15 protein-coding genes and 1 pseudogene are annotated in these 19,541 nt (G+C 65.5%); 12 read left to right on the forward strand and 4 right to left on the reverse strand.

What is annotated here, in order from left to right; translation table 11 throughout:
* Positions 1-609 precede the first annotated feature (609 nt).
* The 12 genes from ACM62G_RS08670 (at position 610) to ACM62G_RS08725 (ending at position 15,096) form a co-directional block, all read left to right on the forward strand.
* Positions 610-1,653: a methyl-accepting chemotaxis protein gene (locus tag ACM62G_RS08670; RefSeq protein WP_419737501.1), complete on the forward strand. Its 1,044-nt coding sequence runs from the start codon at positions 610-612 to the stop codon at positions 1,651-1,653.
* 266 nt (positions 1,654-1,919) lie between these two features.
* Positions 1,920-2,372 carry a type II 3-dehydroquinate dehydratase gene (gene aroQ / locus ACM62G_RS08675; protein ID WP_054059592.1) on the forward strand — a complete coding sequence of 151 codons (453 nt, stop codon included), beginning with the start codon at positions 1,920-1,922 and terminating at the stop codon, positions 2,370-2,372.
* Between the two features lie 48 nt (positions 2,373-2,420).
* Positions 2,421-2,885, forward strand: coding sequence for an acetyl-CoA carboxylase biotin carboxyl carrier protein (gene accB, locus ACM62G_RS08680; protein ID WP_017903772.1), 465 nt, complete (start codon positions 2,421-2,423; stop codon positions 2,883-2,885).
* Positions 2,886-2,902: 17 nt separating this feature from the next.
* Positions 2,903-4,261, forward strand: coding sequence for an acetyl-CoA carboxylase biotin carboxylase subunit (accC, locus tag ACM62G_RS08685; protein WP_054059593.1), 1,359 nt, complete (start codon positions 2,903-2,905; stop codon positions 4,259-4,261).
* A 253-nt stretch (positions 4,262-4,514) separates the two neighbouring features.
* Positions 4,515-5,393 carry a 50S ribosomal protein L11 methyltransferase gene (prmA, locus tag ACM62G_RS08690; protein WP_273822249.1) on the forward strand — a complete coding sequence of 293 codons (879 nt, stop codon included), beginning with the start codon at positions 4,515-4,517 and terminating at the stop codon, positions 5,391-5,393.
* 30 nt (positions 5,394-5,423) lie between these two features.
* Complete coding sequence (locus tag ACM62G_RS08695; protein ID WP_419737007.1) at positions 5,424-6,752, forward strand: DUF3426 domain-containing protein; 1,329 nt, start codon at positions 5,424-5,426, stop codon at positions 6,750-6,752.
* A gap of 174 nt (positions 6,753-6,926) precedes the next feature.
* Positions 6,927-7,940, forward strand: coding sequence for a tRNA dihydrouridine synthase DusB (gene dusB / locus ACM62G_RS08700; protein WP_273822247.1), 1,014 nt, complete (start codon positions 6,927-6,929; stop codon positions 7,938-7,940).
* A complete protein-coding gene (gene fis, locus ACM62G_RS08705; protein ID WP_003186237.1) occupies positions 7,937-8,257 on the forward strand; it encodes a DNA-binding transcriptional regulator Fis in 321 nt (106 codons plus the stop codon). The genes dusB and fis overlap by 4 nt, the downstream gene beginning before the upstream one ends.
* 80 nt (positions 8,258-8,337) lie before the next feature.
* Positions 8,338-9,945 (forward strand): bifunctional phosphoribosylaminoimidazolecarboxamide formyltransferase/IMP cyclohydrolase, encoded by a 1,608-nt coding sequence (purH, locus tag ACM62G_RS08710; protein WP_054059599.1) that lies wholly within the window; start codon positions 8,338-8,340, stop codon positions 9,943-9,945.
* A gap of 154 nt (positions 9,946-10,099) precedes the next feature.
* Complete coding sequence (purD, locus tag ACM62G_RS08715; protein WP_419737008.1) at positions 10,100-11,395, forward strand: phosphoribosylamine--glycine ligase; 1,296 nt, start codon at positions 10,100-10,102, stop codon at positions 11,393-11,395.
* A 100-nt stretch (positions 11,396-11,495) separates the two neighbouring features.
* Complete coding sequence (locus ACM62G_RS08720; protein ID WP_054059597.1) at positions 11,496-14,276, forward strand: hybrid sensor histidine kinase/response regulator; 2,781 nt, start codon at positions 11,496-11,498, stop codon at positions 14,274-14,276.
* A gap of 223 nt (positions 14,277-14,499) precedes the next feature.
* Positions 14,500-15,096: a MarC family protein gene (locus ACM62G_RS08725; protein WP_054059598.1), complete on the forward strand. Its 597-nt coding sequence runs from the start codon at positions 14,500-14,502 to the stop codon at positions 15,094-15,096.
* A gap of 7 nt (positions 15,097-15,103) precedes the next feature.
* Here ACM62G_RS08725 and cobJ read toward each other — a convergent pair whose 3' ends face one another.
* The 4 genes and pseudogenes from cobJ to cobG form a co-directional block, all read right to left on the reverse strand.
* The gene (gene cobJ / locus ACM62G_RS08730; protein WP_419737009.1) at positions 15,104-16,804 is read right to left on the reverse strand and encodes a precorrin-3B C(17)-methyltransferase; all 1,701 of its coding nucleotides are present in this window, start codon (positions 16,802-16,804) and stop codon (positions 15,104-15,106) included.
* A pseudogene (locus ACM62G_RS08735) lies at positions 16,801-17,531 on the reverse strand (precorrin-2 C(20)-methyltransferase). Before ACM62G_RS08735 ends, cobJ begins: the two are co-directional and overlap by 4 nt.
* On the reverse strand, positions 17,531-18,157 hold the full coding sequence (locus ACM62G_RS08740) for a precorrin-8X methylmutase (protein ID WP_054062177.1): 627 nt from the start codon (positions 18,155-18,157) through the stop codon (positions 17,531-17,533). The pseudogene ACM62G_RS08735 and the gene ACM62G_RS08740 overlap by 1 nt, the downstream one beginning before the upstream one ends.
* A complete protein-coding gene (gene cobG, locus ACM62G_RS08745) occupies positions 18,150-19,535 on the reverse strand; it encodes a precorrin-3B synthase (RefSeq protein ID WP_419737010.1) in 1,386 nt (461 codons plus the stop codon). The genes ACM62G_RS08740 and cobG overlap by 8 nt, the downstream gene beginning before the upstream one ends.
* Between the last annotated feature and the right edge of the window lie 6 nt (positions 19,536-19,541).

The following is a 19,541-nucleotide window of genomic DNA, read 5'->3' on the forward strand; positions in this document are numbered from 1 at the left end:
TTCAGCAAGACCGACCTGCTGGCCGCCGGCAAGCTGGCCGGCGATCCACAGGCCCTGTTGCTGCAGGCCGAACGCGAGCTGGGCGGCAACCTCGAACAGTTGACCCGGTACGCCACCGGCGTCAGCAGGCCCGAGGCCGCGGCCTATCTGCCCCCCCTGCTGGCGGCCTCCTCGCACCTGGCGAAACTGTCGCTGGCGCGGGACAAGCTGGTCAGCAGCGGCCGCAGCGAGCTGGCCGCCGACGTCGAGCGCGAACTGGCCAGCATCCGCAGCCAGGCCGAACAGCTGGAAGCCCTGCCCCTGCTCGGCGTGACGTCCAGCAGTGAGTCCGGCGCGGACGACTTCAACGCCATGATGGGCCTGGAGGCCACCGAGAAGGCTGCGGCCGAAGACACCGGCGTCGGCCTCAAGCGCGAGCTGCACAGCCTGCTGAACCGCTACCCGGCCGAATTGGCCCGCACCCGCGAGCAGATCCAGCGCCGAGCCGACCTGGCGGCGGCGACCCACCAGAAAATCAGCGCCGTGCAGCAGGCGATCGCCGCCATGGAGCCGCTGGTCCGCGCCCAGCACGGCCAGATCGAGAGCGAGGTACGCCTGATGCAGGGCGCTATGATCGGCCTGATCCTGCTGATCGCCCTGTTGATCGACACCCTGCAGCGCAAGTTGGCCCGGGTCCTGACCAACCTCGCCCCGGCTCTTTCGATCTGGGCCGAAGGCGACTTCAGCCGGGACATCCAGTTGGGCAGGACCAACCGCGAACTGCACGATATCGAAGCCTCGCTGAATCGCCTGCGCGCCTACCTGGTGGATCTGGTGGGCACCATTCGCGAGAACGCCGAGCAGGTCGCCGGCAGCAGCCGTACCCTGGCCGACCTCAGCCGCGGCCTGCACAGCGGCGCCGAACGCCAGGCCGGCGACACCGGACAGATCCGCGATGCCCTGGGGGAACTGGAGGCGACCATCCAGCAGGTCAGCGGCGATGCCAGCCAGGCGGCGGACGCCAGCCGCAGTGCCGGCCTGGCGGTCGGGCACGGCCAGACGGTCATCGGCCAGAGCCTGGCCGGCCTGCATGCGCTGGTTGGCGAGGTGCAGGGCAACGCGCAGATGATCGAGCACCTGGCCGAGGAATCGGCGACCATCGGCGGCGTGCTGACGGTGATCCGCTCGATCGCCGACCAGACCAACCTGCTGGCGCTCAACGCCGCCATCGAGGCCGCCCGCGCCGGGGAAATGGGCCGAGGCTTCGCGGTGGTCGCCGAAGAGGTGCGAACGCTCGCCCAGCGCACCGCCGGTGCCACCGGAGAAATCCAGACCCTGATCGCCGGGCTGCAGAGCGCCGCCCGTGAATCGGTGGAAGGCATGCGCGCCCAGGTCGAACACGCCGAGGCCACCGCCAACCAGGCCCAGGCGGCCGACGGCGCGCTGGATGAAATCGTCGGGGCGATCCAGACCATCTCCGACACGGCGGTACGCATCGCCGACGTCACCGCCCAACAAAGCGGCGCGGTCAGCGAGATCCGTGACCACAGCGAACGTATCCACCAACTGGGCGAGGACAATCTGCTGCGCATCGGCGAAGGGCGCAGCCAGGGCGAGCGACTGCTGGAACTGGGTAAACAGCTGAATACGGCGGTGCAGGCTTTCCGCGTCTGAGCAGGCAGGCCTGCCATTTTCTCCATGCCCGCACAGGGTATTCTCACGGTCCGGCCGGTCGTTCCATGAACCTCTGGTCAGCCCCTGTAGGCAACGTCGCCGAACCGGCACTGAACGTGAATGACCGGTTTTCGTATATGAGTCACAAACTTTTCGCGAACATCGGACATCGTGCTGGCTATTGCGGTCAACTGGACAGTCGCCGGCCCTTTGCGGCATAGTCGGCGCGCATTGACACCTGCGCACCGATGACAAGGAAACAGCCGATGGCGACCCTACTGGTCCTGAACGGACCCAACCTGAACCTGCTGGGCACCCGCGAGCCGGGCGTCTACGGCGCGGTCACGCTGGCCGAGATCAACCAGGACCTGGAGCGCCGGGCCCGGGAGGCCGGGCACCATCTGATGTATCTGCAAAGCAATGCCGAGTACGAGTTGATCGATCGGATCCATGCCGCCCGAGACGAAGGCGTGGACTTCATCATCATCAATCCGGCAGCTTTTACACATACAAGTGTCGCATTACGTGACGCATTGCTGGCAGTGAGCATCCCATTCATCGAAGTGCATCTTTCGAACGTGCACAAACGCGAACCTTTCCGCCATCACTCCTACTTTTCCGATGTCGCGGTAGGAGTGATCTGCGGCCTTGGCGCCAGCGGTTACCGACTGGCCTTGGAGGCCGCCCTAGAGCAGCTTGAAAGACTGGCAACAGCTTGAACGACAAGCGATAAACGCCCCTGACCGACCCTTGGGAGTTGACGATTCATGGATATCCGTAAAGTTAAGAAACTGATCGAATTGCTGGAAGAGTCCGGCATCGACGAGCTCGAGATCAAGGAAGGCGAAGAGTCCGTACGCATCAGTCGCCACAGCAAGGCCCCGGCGCAGCAGTACTACGCGCCCGCACCGGTACAGGCTCCGGCCCCAGCCGCCGCGCCGGCCGCTCCAGCTGCCGCCGCTGCCGCGCCTGAAGCTGCCGCCGCACCGAAGCTGAACGGCTTCGTGGTCAAGTCGCCGATGGTCGGTACTTTCTACCGCACCCCGTCGCCAACCTCGGCTCCGTTCGTCGAAGTCGGCCAGACCGTCAAGAAAGGCGACACCATCTGCATCGTCGAAGCGATGAAGATGATGAACCACATCCAGGCCGAAGCCAGCGGTGTGATCGAATCCATCCTGGTAGAAAACGGTCAGCCGGTTGAGTATGACCAGCCGCTGTTCACCATCGTTTGAACCGCGGAGTGCCTTCGATGTCCAAACCTGCGAAGCTGGAAAAAGTCCTGATCGCCAACCGTGGCGAGATTGCTCTGCGTATCCTGCGCGCCTGTAAGGAACAGGGCATCAAGACCGTAGCTGTTTACTCGACGGCCGATACGGAACTGATGCATGTGAAACTGGCGGACGAAAGCATCTGCATCGGCCCGCCCCTGGCCACCCACTCGTACCTGAACATCCCGAACATCATCGCGGCCGCCGAAGTCACCGGTGCCACCGGGATTCACCCAGGCTACGGCTTCCTCGCGGAAAACGCCGACTTCGCCGAACAGGTCGAGAAATCCGGTTTTGCCTTCATCGGCCCGAAAGCCGACACCATTCGCCTGATGGGCGACAAGGTTTCGGCCAAGGCAGCCATGATCGCCGCCGGCGTTCCGACCGTACCCGGCTCCGACGGCCCGCTGCCTGAAGACCCGGAAACCGCTCTGCGCATCGGTCGTGAAGTCGGTTACCCGGTGATCATCAAGGCCGCTGGCGGCGGCGGTGGTCGCGGCATGCGCGTGGTGCACAGCGAGGAAGAGCTGGTCGAAGCGGCCAAGCAGACTCGCGAAGAGGCCGGCGCCTGGTTCAGCAACCCGATGGTCTACCTGGAGAAGTTCCTGACCAACCCACGCCACGTGGAAGTTCAGGTGATTTCCGACGGCCAGGGCCATGCGATCCACCTCGGCGACCGCGACTGCTCGCTGCAGCGTCGTCACCAGAAGGTTTTGGAGGAAGCTCCGGCACCGGGTATCGACGAAAACGCGCGCAAGGAAGTCCTGGCCCGCTGCGTCCAGGCCTGTATCGACATCGGCTACCGCGGTGCCGGTACGTTCGAGTTCCTGTACGAGAACGGCCGCTTCTACTTCATCGAGATGAACACTCGCGTGCAGGTGGAGCACCCGGTATCGGAAATGGTCACCGGCATCGATATCGTCAAGGAGATGCTGAGCATCGCCGCTGGCAATCCGCTGTCGTACACCCAGGATGACGTGAAGATCCACGGTCACGCGCTGGAGTGCCGGATCAACGCCGAAGACCCCAAGACCTTCATCCCGAGCCCTGGCCTGGTCAAGCATTTCCATGCTCCAGGCGGCAACGGCGTGCGGGTCGACTCGCACCTGTACAGCGGCTACAAGGTTCCGTCGAACTACGACTCCCTGATCGGCAAGCTGATCACCTGGGGAGCCACTCGCGACGAAGCCATGGCGCGCATGCGCAACGCCCTGGACGAAGTCGTGGTGGACGGGATCAAGACCAACATCCCGCTGCACCGCGACCTGGTTCGTGACGCAGGCTTCTGCGAAGGTGGTGTGAACATTCACTACCTGGAACACAAGCTCGCCCACCAGTGAGTCGGTGATCCGAACGACAAGGCCGCTTTCGAGCGGCCTTGTCGTTTTCTGCAGGAGCGGGCTTGCCCGCGAAGCGGTGCGGCGCAGGCACAGGTGCCAGTCGGTGGATGACCTTCGCCAACAAGCCCGCTTCCAACCCGACAGGTCCGTTCCCAGCAGAGCAAGCCCACTCCCACAAAGCATCGCGCTGGCGTAAACTGCCGCGTTTCTCGCGACCACCCCGGTCGCACACTCATTTTCACAGGTGCCCGCCATGCCTTGGCTGCAAGTACGCCTCGCCATCAGCCCGGAACAAGCCGAAACCTACGAAGACGCTTTCCTGGAAGTCGGCGCTGTTTCGGTAACCTTCATGGACGCCGAAGATCAGCCGATTTTCGAACCCGAACTGAACACCACTCCACTGTGGTCCCACACCCACCTGCTGGCACTATTCGAAGCCGACACCGAGGCCGCCAGCGTACTGGCGCACCTCGAACTGCTGACCGGTGCCCCGTTGCCCGAACACCACACCGAAGTGATCGAGGACCAGGACTGGGAACGCAGCTGGATGGACAACTTCCAGCCGATGCGTTTCGGCCAGCGCCTGTGGATCGTGCCGAGCTGGCATGCCGCACCGGAGCCCGGAGCGGTCAACCTGCTGCTCGATCCGGGCCTGGCCTTCGGCACCGGCACCCACCCGACCACCGCCCTGTGCCTGGAATGGCTCGACGGCCAGGACCTCAAGGACTGCAGCGTTCTCGACTTCGGCTGCGGCTCGGGGATCCTGGCGATTGCCGCGCTGCTGCTCGGCGCCCGCGAAGCGGTCGGCACCGACATCGACGTGCAGGCCCTGGAAGCCTCCCGCGACAACGCCGGCCGCAACAATATCGCCGCCGAACTATTCCCGCTGTACCTGCCCGAGCAACTGCCAAAGATGCAGGCCGACGTGCTGGTGGCGAACATCCTCGCCGGCCCGCTGGTCGCCCTGGCCCCGCAACTGTCGACCCTGGTCAGGCCCGGTGGGCGCCTGGCGCTGTCCGGCATCCTCGCCGAACAGGGCGAGGAAGTGGCCGCCGCCTATGCCAGGGACTTCGATCTGGACCCGATTGCCGATCGCGACGGCTGGGTGCGCATCACTGGCCGTCGGCGCTAGAATGGGCGCTTGCATGAACCGGATCGCCGCATGACCGACAGCTTCGTCACCCAGTGCCCGCATTGCCAAACCAGCTTTCGCGTCAGCCATGCCCAGTTGAGCGTGGCGCGTGGCGTCGTGCGCTGCGGTTCGTGCCTGCAGGTGTTCAATGCGGCGCGCCAACTGCTGGAACAGCGCGCGGCCCGGGAAGCGGCGGCCAATCCACCCGCAGCGCCCGTCGCCCCCAACCCTCCCCCGGCACCGGCGACACCCGCATCGCCGCCTCCCGCCGCGCCAATAGCGCCAGCCGAGCCACCTCGCGCCATCAGCCAGAAGCAATGGACGGCGCAGGAGCTGGACCTGGACGATCTGGATCTCGACGAAGAGCTGGCCCGCCTGGAACAGCGGGAAATCCAGCCGGCCCGCTCATTCGGCCAGGACCACCCGGGCAAGGACGAATCCTTCAGCGCCCGGCGCGACAACGACGATGACGACACCCAATGGTCCGGCAGCCTGTTCAGCGCTCCGGCCAGCGAACCCGACGAAATAGCCGACGACGATCAGGAGCGGCCAGCGCCGACCCCGAAAGCCGAGCGCAAGATCGAACGCAAGGTCGAACAGCCCAAGCCGGGCCGCACCGAGCCTTCGCTGTCCTTCGACCTCGCCGACCTGGACGACGAGCCCCAGGCGCCACGCCTGGCCATCGAAGACAGCGAACTGGAAGAGCTCACACCGCACGAACACGTGAGCGCCGACCAGGACGACGCGGATGAACCCGCCGCCGATCAGAAAAAACCCGCCCGCGCCCGCAGCGAACCCGGCGTCGGCGCACACGACGACGTGCTGCTGGACCTCGAGGACGACCCGATCCATCTCGACTGGCAACGCCGGCGCTCGCCCTGGGGCAAGCGCCTGCTCTGGCTGCTGCTGGTGCTGCTCGCCGGCGCCGCGCTGCTCGGCCAGTACGTCGCCTACCACTTCGACGAACTGGCGCGCCAAGACCAGTACCGGCCGTGGTTCCAGCAACTGTGCCCACAGTTGGGCTGCAAGGTGCCCTCCAAGGTCGATATCGCCCGGATCAAGAGCAGCAACCTGGTGGTGCGCAGCCACCCGGACTTCAACGGCGCCCTGGTGGTGGATGCGATCATCTACAACCGCGCGTCGTTTTCGCAGCCGTTTCCCCTGCTGGAGCTGCGTTTTGCCGATCTCAACGGCCATCTGATCGCCAGCCGGCGCTTCAAGCCCGGTGAATACCTGGGCGGCGATCTCGCTGAACAGAGCGAAATGCCGCCCCAGACCCCGATCCATATCGCCCTGGATATCCTTGACCCAGGCGCCAAGGCCGTGAACTACAGCCTCAGCTTCCATTCGCCCGAGTAGCCGGGGTCGTCAGGTTGTTTGACGGCAGTTTTCCGCCGACGACCAAACTGCTGGCGATAACAGATCAGCTGTTCAGATTTTATCCAATTTTGCCTTTATCCGGTCATCGAGAGCGGGTATCATGCCAACCCTTTTTCGAACTCCAATGATCCGGCCCCACAACAGGGAAGTCCTATGTCGGCGGTACGCATCGGCCCATACACACTGCAGAACGGTTTGATTCTCGCCCCGATGGCGGGGGTGACCGACCAGCCCTTTCGTCAGCTTTGCCGACGCCTGGGCGCGGGCCTGGTGGTTTCGGAAATGGTCACCAGCGACATGAGCCTGTGGAACAGCCGCAAGTCGCGTCTGCGCATGATCCACGAAGGCGATCCCGAGCCGCGCTCGGTGCAGATCGCCGGCGGTGATGCACAGATGCTGGCGGATGCGGCCCGGGCCAACGTCGAGCTGGGCGCACAGATTATCGACATCAACATGGGGTGTCCGGCCAAGAAGGTCTGCAACAAGGCCGCCGGCTCCGCCCTGTTGAAGGATGAAGACCTGGTGAGGGAGATCCTGCACGCCGTCGTGGCGGCGGTCGATGTCCCGGTCACCCTGAAGATCCGCACCGGCTGGGACCGGGAGAACAGAAATGGCCTGACGGTGGCGAAGATCGCCGAACAGGCAGGCATCACCGCCCTGGCGGTGCATGGACGGACCCGTGCAGACCTGTACACCGGCGAAGCCGAGTACGACACCATTGCCGCGATCAAGCAGGCGGTGTCGATTCCGGTTTTCGCCAACGGCGACATCGATTCGGCCGAAAAGGCCCGGTACGTGCTGAACGCCACCGGTGCCGACGGCCTGTTGATCGGCCGGGCCGCCCAGGGGCGGCCGTGGATTTTTCGTGAGATAGAGCATTTCCTGCGTACCGGTGAAACCCTCCCGGCACCGGAGCTGTTGGAAGTGGAACGCATTCTGCTAGAGCATCTGGCCGCGCTGCATGCCTTCTATGGAGAGGTCATGGGCGTGCGTATCGCCCGCAAGCATGTCGGTTGGTATCTCGCAACCTTGCCGGGCGCCAGGGAGTTTCGCGCCCACTTCAATCGTTTGGAAGATACGGAAGCACAGTGCGCCAACGTTCGTGAGTTCTTCGCCGGACGTTACAAGAGCCTGGTGACAGGGGACGGAGAGGGGGTGGCCGCATGACGATGATGACCGAGACTTTAGTGAGTGGAACAACGCCCGTGAGCGACAACGTCAATTTGAAACAGCACCTCAATACGCCGAGCGAAGAGGGCCAGACCCTTCGCGGCAGCGTCGAGAAGGCGCTGCACAATTATTTCGCCCACCTCGAGGGCGCGGCCGTCACGGACGTATACAACCTGGTGCTCTCCGAAGTCGAGGCTCCCCTGCTCGAAAGCGTGATGAACTACGTCAAGGGCAACCAGACCAAGGCCAGCGAACTGCTCGGCCTGAATCGCGGTACCCTGCGCAAGAAACTCAAGCAGTACGATTTGCTGTAAGCATTCAATAAAACCAGAAAGGCGCCCGCGTAGAAACGGTCGCCTTTTTTGCTGACTCCCTTGTTTTGATGGACATCGAGATGACCGACCAGACTACCCGCCTGCCGATCCGCCGCGCCCTGATCAGCGTTTCCGACAAGACCGGAATCCTCGATTTCGCTCGTGAACTGGAAGCCCTGGGCGTGGAGATCCTCTCCACCGGCGGCACCTTCAAGCTGCTGCGGGACAACGGCGTCGCCGCCGTGGAAGTCGCGGACTACACCGGCTTTGCGGAAATGATGGACGGCCGGGTGAAGACCCTGCACCCGAAAATCCACGGCGGTATCCTCGGTCGTCGCGGCATCGACGATGCGATCATGAACGAGCACGGCATCCAGCCGATCGACCTGGTCGCGGTCAACCTCTACCCGTTCGAAGCCACCATCAGCAAGCCGGGCTGTGACCTGCCGACCGCCATCGAGAACATCGACATCGGCGGCCCGACCATGGTCCGCTCGGCAGCCAAGAACCACAAGGACGTCGCCATCGTCGTCAATGCCAGCGACTACGCCCAGGTCCTGGAAAACCTCAAGGCCGGCGGCCTGACCTACGCTCAGCGCTTCGACCTGATGCTCAAGGCGTTCGAACACACCGCCGCCTACGACGGCATGATCGCCAACTACATGGGCACCGTGAACCAGGCCGCCGAGACCCTGTCGACCGAAGGCCGCAGCGAATTCCCGCGCACCTTCAACAGCCAGTTCGTCAAGGCCCAGGAAATGCGCTATGGCGAGAACCCGCACCAGAGTGCGGCGTTCTACGTCGAGGCCAAGCCGGCCGAAGCCGGCATCGCCACCGCGACCCAGTTGCAAGGCAAGGAACTGTCCTACAACAACGTGGCCGACACCGACGCCGCGCTGGAGTGCGTGAAGAGCTTCGTCAAACCGGCCTGCGTGATCGTCAAGCACGCCAACCCGTGCGGCGTGGCCGTGAGCCCGGACGCCGAGGGCGGCATCCGCCAGGCCTATGAACTGGCCTACGCCACCGACAGCGAATCGGCCTTCGGCGGCATCATCGCCTTCAACCGCGAACTGGACGCCGAGACCGCCAAGGCCATCGTCGAACGCCAGTTCGTCGAAGTGATCATCGCCCCTTCCGTCAGCGAGCAAGCCCGTGCCATCGTCGCCGCCAAGGCCAACGTGCGCCTGCTGGCGTGCGGCCAGTGGGACGCCGAGCGTGCGCCGGCCTGGGACTACAAGCGCGTCAACGGCGGTCTGCTGGTACAAAGCCGCGACATCGGCATGATCACCAGCGCCGACCTGAAGGTCGTGACCAAGCGCGCTCCGACCGAGCAGGAAATCAACGACCTGATCTTCGCCTGGAAAGTCGCCAAGTACGTCAAGTCCAACGCCATCGTCTACGCCAAGAACCGCCAGACCATCGGCGTTGGCGCCGGCCAGATGAGCCGCGTGAACTCGGCACGTATCGCCGCGATCAAAGCTGAACACGCCGGCCTGCAGGTGCAGGGCGCGGTCATGGCCTCGGACGCCTTCTTCCCGTTCCGCGACGGCATCGACAACGCGGCCAAGGTCGGTATCACCGCGGTGATCCAGCCAGGCGGCTCGATGCGTGACAGCGAAGTGATTGCAGCGGCCGACGAAGCCGGCATCGCCATGGTCTTCACCGGCATGCGCCACTTCCGCCATTAATGACAGGCGTGTGAACGCCACCGAGCTGTAGGAGCTAGGCTTGCCCGCGAAGGGGCCCTTGAGGCCGCCAAAAGCTTCGCGGGCAAGCCCGGCTCCTACAGTCAGGCGGTGGCCGACAGCGCTCCCAGAATTCTGCGTCATCGAGGTTTTTCAAATGAATGTCCTGATCATCGGCAGCGGCGGCCGTGAACACGCCCTGGCCTGGAAAGTCGCCCAGGATCCGCGCGTCGAGAAAGTCTTCGTCGCCCCGGGCAACGCCGGCACCGCCATTGAGGCCAAGTGCGAGAACGTCGCCATCGACGTCCTGGCCCTGGAGCAACTGGCGGACTTCGCCGAGAACAACGTTTCCCTGACCATCGTCGGCCCGGAAGTGCCGCTGGTGGCCGGCGTGGTCGACCTGTTCCGCTCCCGCGGCCTGGACTGCTTCGGTCCGACCGCCGACGCTGCCCAGCTGGAAGGCTCCAAGGCCTTCACCAAGGACTTCCTGGCCCGTCACAAGATCCCGTCCGCCGACTACCAGAATTTCACCGAGATCGAGCCAGCCCTGGCCTATCTGCGTGAAAAAGGCGCACCGATCGTGATCAAGGCCGACGGCCTGGCCGCCGGCAAGGGCGTGATCGTCGCCATGACCCTGGCCGAAGCCGAAGACGCCGTGCGCGACATGCTCGCCGGCAACGCCTTCGGTGACGCAGGTTCGCGCGTGGTGATCGAGGAGTTCCTCGACGGCGAGGAAGCCAGCTTCATCGTCATGGTCGACGGCAAGAACGTCCTGCCGATGGCCACCAGCCAGGACCACAAGCGCGTCGGCGACGGCGACAGCGGTCCGAATACCGGCGGCATGGGCGCCTACTCGCCCGCTCCGGTGGTCACCGCCGAAGTCCACCAGCGCGTGATGGACCAGGTGATCTGGCCGACCGTGCGCGGCATGGCCGAGGAAGGCAACGTCTACACCGGTTTCCTCTACGCCGGTCTGATGATCGACAAGGCCGGTAACCCCAAGGTCATCGAGTTCAACTGCCGTTTCGGCGACCCGGAAACCCAGCCGGTGATGCTGCGCCTGCAGTCGAGCCTGGTCCTGCTGGTCGAGGCCGCGCTGGCCCAGGCCCTGGACAAGGTCGAGGCCCAATGGGACCCGCGGCCGAGCCTGGGCATCGTCCTGGCGGCCGGCGGCTATCCGGGCGACTACGCCAAGGGCGCGGCGATCAGCGGCCTCGACGCTGCAGCGAGCCTGGAAGGCAAGGTTTTCCACGCTGGTACCGCCCTCAAGGACGGCCAGATCGTCACTTGCGGCGGCCGTGTGCTCTGCGCCACGGCGCTGGGCGAGAGCGTTGGCGCCGCTCAGCAGCAGGCTTACCAGCTCGCAGCTAAAATAAATTGGGAAGGCTGCTTCTACCGCAGCGATATTGGGTATCGTGCAATTGCACGCGAACGCGCAGAAAGCCAGGAATAAGCTATTCGTTCGGATAGGCAGGGGCGTCAAGCCCTTGCCGTCTTATTCCCGCCCCGCGCATAGTTATGACTCAGGCATCAACCTACGAAGGGATTTCGCCGTGCGCTGGCTCAGGATCGCCATAAGCTTCACCGTCAGCCTGCTGACCCTGCTTTGCCTCGCAACGCCTGCCCAGGCCTCGCAAGGCAGTGGCTGGGCGGTATTGCTGGACGACCAGGCCGACCTGCAACTGAGCGATATCCGCTCTTCGCGCTACATCAACCAATTCAGTCCCATCGAACTCGATCGCCTCACCGCCGCCCCCTCCGACGGTGCGCTGTGGTTACGCTTTCGTCTGCAACCGGGCAAACACGAACAGATCCTGCGGATCTTCGCCCCGGACCTGGCCCGATTGGACCTGTACACCTTCGAAGGCGACACGCTGATCGACCAGGTACGCAGCGGCAATGAACTGTCCAAGGTCGAACGGCCACTGCCCAGCCGCGACTTCATGCTGCCGCTGGTGCAAAGTCCCAAGCCGCTGGATATTTACCTGAGGCTGGTTTCCAAGCATGAGCTGCGACCGCACATCACTCTCGAATCCGCGGTGATGAGCGCCGCCGATCGCGGCCAGAGCCTGCTCTACGGGCTGCTGTTCGGCTGCCTGGCGATGCTGATCCTGCACAACCTGACCCGCTTCGCCTACACCCGTTCACGCAGCAGCCTGTGGCTGGCTTCCTGCGAGTTCCTGCTCCTGCTCAGCGCGCTGTTCCTGTTGAACGTGATCGGCCCGTGGTTCCCCGGCTGGCAAGGGGCGCAGACCGCCGGTGCGTACATCGCCCTGTTGCTGACCGCCCCCTGTGGGCTGATGTTCACCCACAGCTTTTTCTCGCCCCTGGGCCCGCATCCGCTGAACAAGCTGCTGCTGGGCGATATCCTGGTGATCTGCCTGGGCGGGCTGTTGCTGCTGTTCGTCGACACCCTGCCGCTGAACGTGATGACCTACGGCCTGGTCGGGCTGGCCAGCCTGAGCATCCTGCTGGTTTCCACCTATCACTGGCAGAAGGGCTATCGCCCGGCGCGGCTGTTCGTCGTCGCCATGGTCATCTTCAACATCGGTACCCTGGTCATACTGCCCGCTCTGCTGGGCCTGACCCTGGTGGCCCCGGAAGGCCTGATCGTCGCCCTGCTGATCTTCATTTCCGTCAGCGGGCTGCTGATGAGCATCGCCCTGGGCGAGCGCCGCCGCAGCATCACCGAAGACCAGTTCAGCCTCAGCCGCGACCTGGCGGCCAGCAACGCCGAAATCGCCGCCAAGGCCGAGTTCCTGGCGAAGATCAGCCACGAGATCCGCACTCCGATGAACGGCGTCCTGGGCATGACCGAACTGCTGCTGGGTACGCCGCTGTCGGTCAAGCAGCGCGACTACGTGCAAACCATCCACAGCGCCGGCAACGAGCTGCTGACCCTGATCAACGAGATCCTCGATATCTCCAAGCTGGAATCCGGGCAGATCGAACTGGACGATGTGCAGTTCGATCTCAATGCCCTGATCGAGGATTGCCTGAGCATCTTCCGCGCCAAGGCCGAACAGCAGAACGTCGAGCTGATCAGCTTCATCCAGCCCCAGGTGCCGCGGGTGATCAGCGGCGACCCGACACGCCTGCGCCAGACCTTGCTGAGCCTGCTGGAAAACGCCATGAAGAAGACCGACGAGGGGGAAATCCTCATCGTCGTCGCGCTCGACGAACGCAGTGGTCAGCCGCGCCTGCGCATTGCCGTCCAGGACAGCGGGGTGCCGATGGACGAGGAGGAGCGCGACGCCCTCCTGCATGCCGAACTGCAGAGCAAGAACTTCCTCGCCGCGACCCGCCTGGGTGGCCACCTGGGCCTGGTGATCGCCCGGCAGTTGGTGCTGCTGATGCGTGGCGAGTTCGGCATCAAGACCGGTGCCAACCAGGGCAGCACCCTGTGGCTGACACTGCCGCTGGACCCCCAACACCTCGAACACCCGACCTCCGACCTCGACGGCCCGCTCAAGGGTGCCCGGGTGCTGGTGGTCGACGACAACGACACCTGCCGCAAGGTCCTGGTCCAGCAGTGCAGCGCCTGGGGCCTGAACGTCAGCGCCGTGCCATCCGGCAAGGAGGCCCTGGCCCTGCTGCGGACCAAGGCCCACCTGCGCGACTATTTCGACGTGGTCCTGCTGGACCAGAACATGCCCGGCATGACCGGCATGCAACTGGCGGCCAAAATCAAGGAGGACCCGAGCCTCAACCACGACATCCTGCTGGTGATGCTCACCGGCATCAGCAACGCGCCGAGCAAGATCATCGCGCGCAACGCCGGCATCAAGCGCATCCTGGCCAAGCCGGTGGCCGGCTATACCCTCAAGACCACCCTGGCGGACGAACTGACCCAGCGAGGCAAGGGCCAGGTCGTGTCGACGCCGTCGAGCGCAGCCGTCGCGCCGGCGGTCACGGTACCCAGCGACTTCCGCATCCTGGTGGCCGAGGACAACAGCATCTCCACCAAGGTGATCCGCGGCATGCTCGGCAAGCTCAACCTGCAACCCGATACCGCCAGCAACGGCGAGGAGGCGCTGCGGGCGATGAAAGCCCAGCGCTACGACCTGGTGCTGATGGATTGCGAAATGCCGGTGCTTGACGGGTTCTCCGCCACCCAGCAGCTACGCGCCTGGGAGGTCGGCAACCAGCGGGTCCGCACACCGGTGGTGGCCCTGACCGCGCACATCCTCAGCGAGCACAAGGAACGCGCCCGCCAGGCCGGCATGGACGGCCACATGGCCAAGCCCGTGGAGCTCTCGCAACTGCGCGAGCTGGTCGAGCACTGGGTCGCCCAGCGCGACAGCCAGCAGGTCCAGGAGCAGACCACCTCCTGAGCCGACAGACGGCCGAGTGGCCTGTACGGTTAATTCGCATACTCAAATTCGGCTCCGGGGTTTTGCCAGACAAGGCGCCATGACGAGTCGTGGCAGGGCTACGGCGAAGAATGGCAACGCAGCCTGGCGAAGCCATGGGCCCGGAGTGGGGTATGCGAATTAGCCACACAGGCCACTAGCGCCTGATAGACTGCCCGGGCCCTTCTCCGTTCGAGCTCAGACCATGCTCCACGTGTTGTTCAGCGTTTACCTGAAGATGCTGGTGCTCTACAGCCCGTTCTTCGTCCTGTCCTGCTTCATCAGCCTGACCCGCGGCTACTCCAGCAAGGAGCGCCGTCGCCTGGCCTGGAAAGTCGCCCTTGCCACCCTGGTGTCCAGCGTCCTGCTGTACCTGTTCGGACGGGTCATCTTCAGCGTGTTCGGTATTACCGTGGATGCCTTCCGCATCGGCGCGGGGAGCGTGCTGTTCATCTCGGCGCTGGGCATGGCCCAGGGCAAGTCGGCGGTACAGAGCGACAATGTGCAGCAGGACGTGACCATCGTGCCGCTGACCATCCCGCTGACGGTCGGCCCCGGCACCATCGGTGCGCTGCTGGTGATGGGCGTGAGCCAGCCGCACTGGGACGACAAGCTCACCGCTATCGTCAGTATCGCCCTGGCGAGCCTTACCGTCGGCGTGGTGCTGTACCTGTCGAACCGGATCGAACGACTGCTGGGCGACCAGGGGCTGCAGATCGTCAGCCGCCTGATGGGCCTGTTCGTCTGCGCCCTGGCGGCGCAGATCATCTTTACCGGGGTACGCGGCTACCTGGCGCCCTGAGGGCTGCTCAGGAACCCGGTTTCTCGCCGTACCAGCGTGGCGTGTAGACCCACTCGCCACCCTCGGCGCGGGGAAACACGCAGGTGGTGGACGAACCGACGATGACCAGGGTGCGCATGTCCACCTGGTCCGGAGTCAGCTTGCCCAGGGTGGTCACCCGCAGCGTCTGCCCTGGTCGACCGATGTCGCGCCCCAGCACCACTGGCGTCTGCGGCGTGCGATGCCGGGCCACGATCTCCAGTGCCCGACCCAGTTGCCAGGGGCGGGAACGGGAAATCGGATTGTAGAACGCCAGGGCGAGGTCAGCCTCGGCGGCGAGATCGAGGCGTTTCTCGATGATCGTCCAGGGCTTGAGGTTGTCCGACAGCGACATCACGCAGAAGTCGTGCCCCAACGGTGCCCCGGCCTGGGCGGCGGTGGCCAGCGAAGCGGAAACGCCGGGCAGGATCTCCAGCTCGACACCCTGCCAGGCGGGGTCGTCAGACTCGTGCAAGGCCTCGAGCACCGCCGCCGCCATGGCGAACACTCCCGGGTCGCCGGACGATACCACCACCACCGAACGCCCCGCGGCCGCCAGCTCGAAGGCGTGCCGGGCACGCTGCATCTCCTCGCGGTTGTCGGTGCAGTGCAGCACCTGGTCGGCCCGAAACGGTCCGGCCATGCGCACGTAGGTCTCGTAACCGAGCACATCATTGGCCCGATCCAGTTCGGCCCTGACCGCCGGCACCATCAGCTCGGCCGCACCGGGGCCGAGGCCGATCACCGCCAGGCGGCCGCGCGGACGGCCGATTTGCAGCGGGTCCAGCGGCTGCGCGGCAACGGCCAGCGTCAATTCCCCACTGATGCGAAGCGAGGCTGACGGGAGCGCCTGCCGCGCCAGCGTCTCGATGTCGGCGGCGGCCACGCCAAAACGCAGTGGCACCCCCAGTTGCCCGGCGGCCTCATGCAAGGCCGGGCTGGGCATCTGCGTGTCCGCTGCCAGCAGGCAGGCCAGGGACTGTTGTGCAATCCCCGCCTCCCGCAGCGCCGCACGCACGCGTTCGGCCAGCTCCGGCACCTCCGCCGAAACCGCCGCCAGCACGCAGCGCGGATAGATCAGCAGCTCGTCCGTGGTCGGCGTGCGCTCGGCGCTGCCCACGTGAATCGACAACCGGGCGTCCTGGTGCTCGGGCAAACGCGCCTCGGCCAGCCAGAGTGCGTCGCCCTCGACCCGCACGCTTTCGCCCGCCAGCAGATCCGAGACGAAACGCTTGCCCAGCTCCAGGTCGGCCAGGGCGTAACCGCTCGGCGGGTTGAGCAGGCAGGTGCCGAAGCGCAGTTCGCCACTGGTGGTAATCGCGGCCGCCACACCCAGGCCGGCGGCCATTTCCCGGGCCATGACGTTCACCCCACCCAGCCCGCCGAGCAACGGCACCACCGCGCTGCCATCCTCGGCCACCGCCAGCACCGGCGGCTCGGCGCCCTTCTCCAGCAGCACCGGGGCCAGGCTGCGGATGACGATACCGGCCGCACACAGGGCGATGATCGGCGTGTCCTGCTGATAGAGCTGGCGCAAGGTCGCGCCGAACTCGCTGTAGCTGCGGTCAGCGCCCTCGACCCGCTCGGCCAGGCCGTGGATCAGGGCATTCGGGTAAATCTGCTGAAGCCTGCGCGCGGTGGCCAGGCTGCCATTGCCGAGGATGACAATGGCCGGTGCCGGGCGATTCATCCCTGCCACCGTTCACCGGGCACGATGATCAGCGAGAAATACGGCGAGGACATCGGGTCCACCTCATCGAGCGGGACGATCTTCTGGTTGGCCATGGTGGCCCGCTCCACATACAGGGCGCGGCCAGCCAGCCCCAGTTCTTCCAGGACCTGGCGAACCTTGGGGAAGTTGCGCCCCAGCTTCATGACCACCGCCGCATCGGCGTCGGCCAGGCGGCGCTTGAGTTCGTCGTGGGGCAGCACGCCGGACAGCACCGACAGGCTCTGGTTGCGGTACACCAGCGGCACGCCGAGCACCGAGGCCCCCCGAGCATCGAGCAGACGCCAGGGACCACCTGGGCTTCGTAGCGGTCGGCCAGGCGGTCGTGCAGGTACATGTAGGAGCCGTAGAAGAACGGATCACCCTCGCAGATCACCGCCACATCGCGGCCGGCATCCAGGTGCGCGGCCACCTCCAGGCTGGCTTCGTCGTAGAAGTCGCTGATCACCTGCTCGTAGGACAGCGGTGCCGGCAGGGCTTCGGTGGTCACCGGGTAGACCAGCGGCAGCAGGGTCTGGGCCTGCTGCAGATGCCCTTCGATGATACCGAAGGCATTGCCCTTCTTGCCCTTGGCGACGAAGTACGCCACCACTGGCGACTCGCGCAGCAGGCGCAGCGCCTTCACCGTGATCAGCTCCGGATCACCCGGCCCCACGCCGAGGCCGATCAGACGTCCTGGCTTGTGCATCATTCCACCTCCGTAGCGAGGGCATTGACAGCCGCGGCGGCCATGGCGCTGCCGCCGAGGCGGCCCTGCATGATCACGAACGGCACGCCACGGCTGTCGGCGGCGAGCATCGCCTTGGATTCGGCGGCGCCGACGAAGCCCACCGGGAAGCCGAGGATCAGCGCCGGTTTCGGCGCTCCGGCATCGAGCATTTCCAGCAGATAGAACAGCGACGTCGGCGCATTACCGATCACCACCACGCTGCCTTCCAGATGCGGCCGCCACAATTCCAGGGCCACCGCCGAACGGGTGTTGCCCAGTTCCTGCGCCAGCGCCGGTACACGCTCGTCACGCAGGGTGCAGATCACCGGGTTGTCGGCCGGCAGGCGGGCACGGGTGATGCCCTCGGCCACCATCCGCGCATCGCAGAGGATCGGTGCCCCGGCCGCCAGGGCCTCGCGCCCGGCCTTGCCGGCCCCCGGCGAAAATTGCAGGCCATCGATGGCATCGACCATGCCGCAGGCATGGATCACCCGCACGGCCAGTTTTTCCAGGTCGGCGGGGATTCGCGCCAGGTTCGCCTCCGCGCGAATGATCGCGAAGGAGTTGCGATAGATCTCCTGACCATCGCGGATGTAATCAATCATCGGTACTGCTCCGTGAGCGGGCTTCGAGCAGGGCGCCCGCCGCATCAATAGTAAGGTTGCGTGCGTGCAGCAGGCCGAAGCCGGGCTGGGCTGCATCACGAAAATAAAGGTCGTAGCGGCCCGGGCCGACCGCCAGCAACGTGGCCGGGGCCACATGGGCCGCGGCGCAGGAACGTTGGCAGCCGGACAGGTGCACGGCCGGGGCAGGCACCGGCAGAAGTGTCGCCAGACGGCGGGCATCGGCCTTGGTGTCGGCCTGCCCCTTGGCGCAGCCGGCAGAACCGGTGCAGGCGATAATGCGTGCCAGCGGCTGGTCGGCATCGCAGAGCAGGCCAAGCTGTTGCAGCCGTGCGCTGACCTGGCTCGCCTGTTCCTGGCGGATGCCGGGCAGCAACAGGCTTTGCCAGGGCGTCAGGCGCAGGTTGCCGTCACCGTATTGCTGCGCCAGTTGGGCAACGCCCTCAAGCATTGCCGTATCGAGGCGGCCCAGGGGAAACACCGCGCCGACATGGACCAGGCCCGGCTGGCGCTGTGGATAAGTTCCCACATGCAGCCCGTCGGTGGCGGGCGCCCGACGCCAGTCGCCAACGGCCAGTGGCGTGAAGCCGAGCCGTTCGGCCAGTTGTGCCAGGAACGCGGCGCTCGACATCTCGGCCAGGAGATGCCGCATGCGTGTCTGCTCGGGACGGGCCAGGTCGAGAAACAGCTCCAGTACCGCCACCACCAGCGCATGCCCGTGCTCCAGAGGCACCGCCGCCAGCGGCGCATCAGCGGCCGGACAGCCGGCGAGACCGAAGGCCAGGCAAGGGCGGTTCTCGATCGACAGGGCCGAGAGCCACAGGTCATGGGGATGTTCGAGCATCGCCAGGGCCTCGCCGCCATCGAGCTGGATGGCGAACTTGGCCGACAGCTCATGGAAGCGCGCCCGGCCCTGCAGGCTGGCGAGAATCTGCGCCGCCAACGGGCGCGTATCGATCAGCATCCGCGAGTCGATGCCGGCACCGGGGCTGAGCATCAGGTTGCGCACATCGTCGGCCCCACTGACGCGGGATACCTCCGTTCCGGTGGCGGGCTCCCTTCCCATGGCTGGCTCTGCTCCTGCGGGAGCGGGCCCAAGCCCGGCCGCCAGCAGGCTGTCGATCAGGGCCTGATGCGCCGCCCCGATCCCGCGGATCTGCAGATTGGCCCGGTTGGTCGCCTCGATCACTCCGCCGGCATAACGCGCGGCCGCCTGGGCCACGGCCCGGGCCTGATCGGCACTGATCACCCCACCAGCCAGCTTGATCCGGCAGATGCCGCCATCCAGTGCCGGGACGATGCGCAACAACCCCGGACAGGCCGAGGGGCGGACAGCGTTGGCAAGCGGGTGTTCGTTCAAGGGGCT

This window comes from Pseudomonas sp. COR18 (assembly GCF_048568395.1).
Taxonomy (GTDB): domain Bacteria; phylum Pseudomonadota; class Gammaproteobacteria; order Pseudomonadales; family Pseudomonadaceae; genus Aquipseudomonas; species Aquipseudomonas fuscovaginae_B.

Coding starts and splice junctions, on each gene's coding strand:
- prmA (WP_273822249.1), top strand. CDS start 4,515: ATGCCTTGGCTGCAAGTACGCCTCGCCATCAGCCCGGAACAAGCCGAA.
- accC (WP_054059593.1), top strand. CDS start 2,903: ATGTCCAAACCTGCGAAGCTGGAAAAAGTCCTGATCGCCAACCGTGGC.
- ACM62G_RS08670 (WP_419737501.1), top strand. CDS start 610: ATGATCGGCCTGATCCTGCTGATCGCCCTGTTGATCGACACCCTGCAG.
- ACM62G_RS08740 (WP_054062177.1), bottom strand. CDS start 18,157: ATGATTGATTACATCCGCGATGGTCAGGAGATCTATCGCAACTCCTTC.
- ACM62G_RS08725 (WP_054059598.1), top strand. CDS start 14,500: ATGCTCCACGTGTTGTTCAGCGTTTACCTGAAGATGCTGGTGCTCTAC.
- fis (WP_003186237.1), top strand. CDS start 7,937: ATGACGATGATGACCGAGACTTTAGTGAGTGGAACAACGCCCGTGAGC.
- purH (WP_054059599.1), top strand. CDS start 8,338: ATGACCGACCAGACTACCCGCCTGCCGATCCGCCGCGCCCTGATCAGC.
- dusB (WP_273822247.1), top strand. CDS start 6,927: ATGTCGGCGGTACGCATCGGCCCATACACACTGCAGAACGGTTTGATT.
- ACM62G_RS08695 (WP_419737007.1), top strand. CDS start 5,424: ATGACCGACAGCTTCGTCACCCAGTGCCCGCATTGCCAAACCAGCTTT.
- aroQ (WP_054059592.1), top strand. CDS start 1,920: ATGGCGACCCTACTGGTCCTGAACGGACCCAACCTGAACCTGCTGGGC.
- purD (WP_419737008.1), top strand. CDS start 10,100: ATGAATGTCCTGATCATCGGCAGCGGCGGCCGTGAACACGCCCTGGCC.
- cobJ (WP_419737009.1), bottom strand. CDS start 16,804: ATGAATCGCCCGGCACCGGCCATTGTCATCCTCGGCAATGGCAGCCTG.
- accB (WP_017903772.1), top strand. CDS start 2,421: ATGGATATCCGTAAAGTTAAGAAACTGATCGAATTGCTGGAAGAGTCC.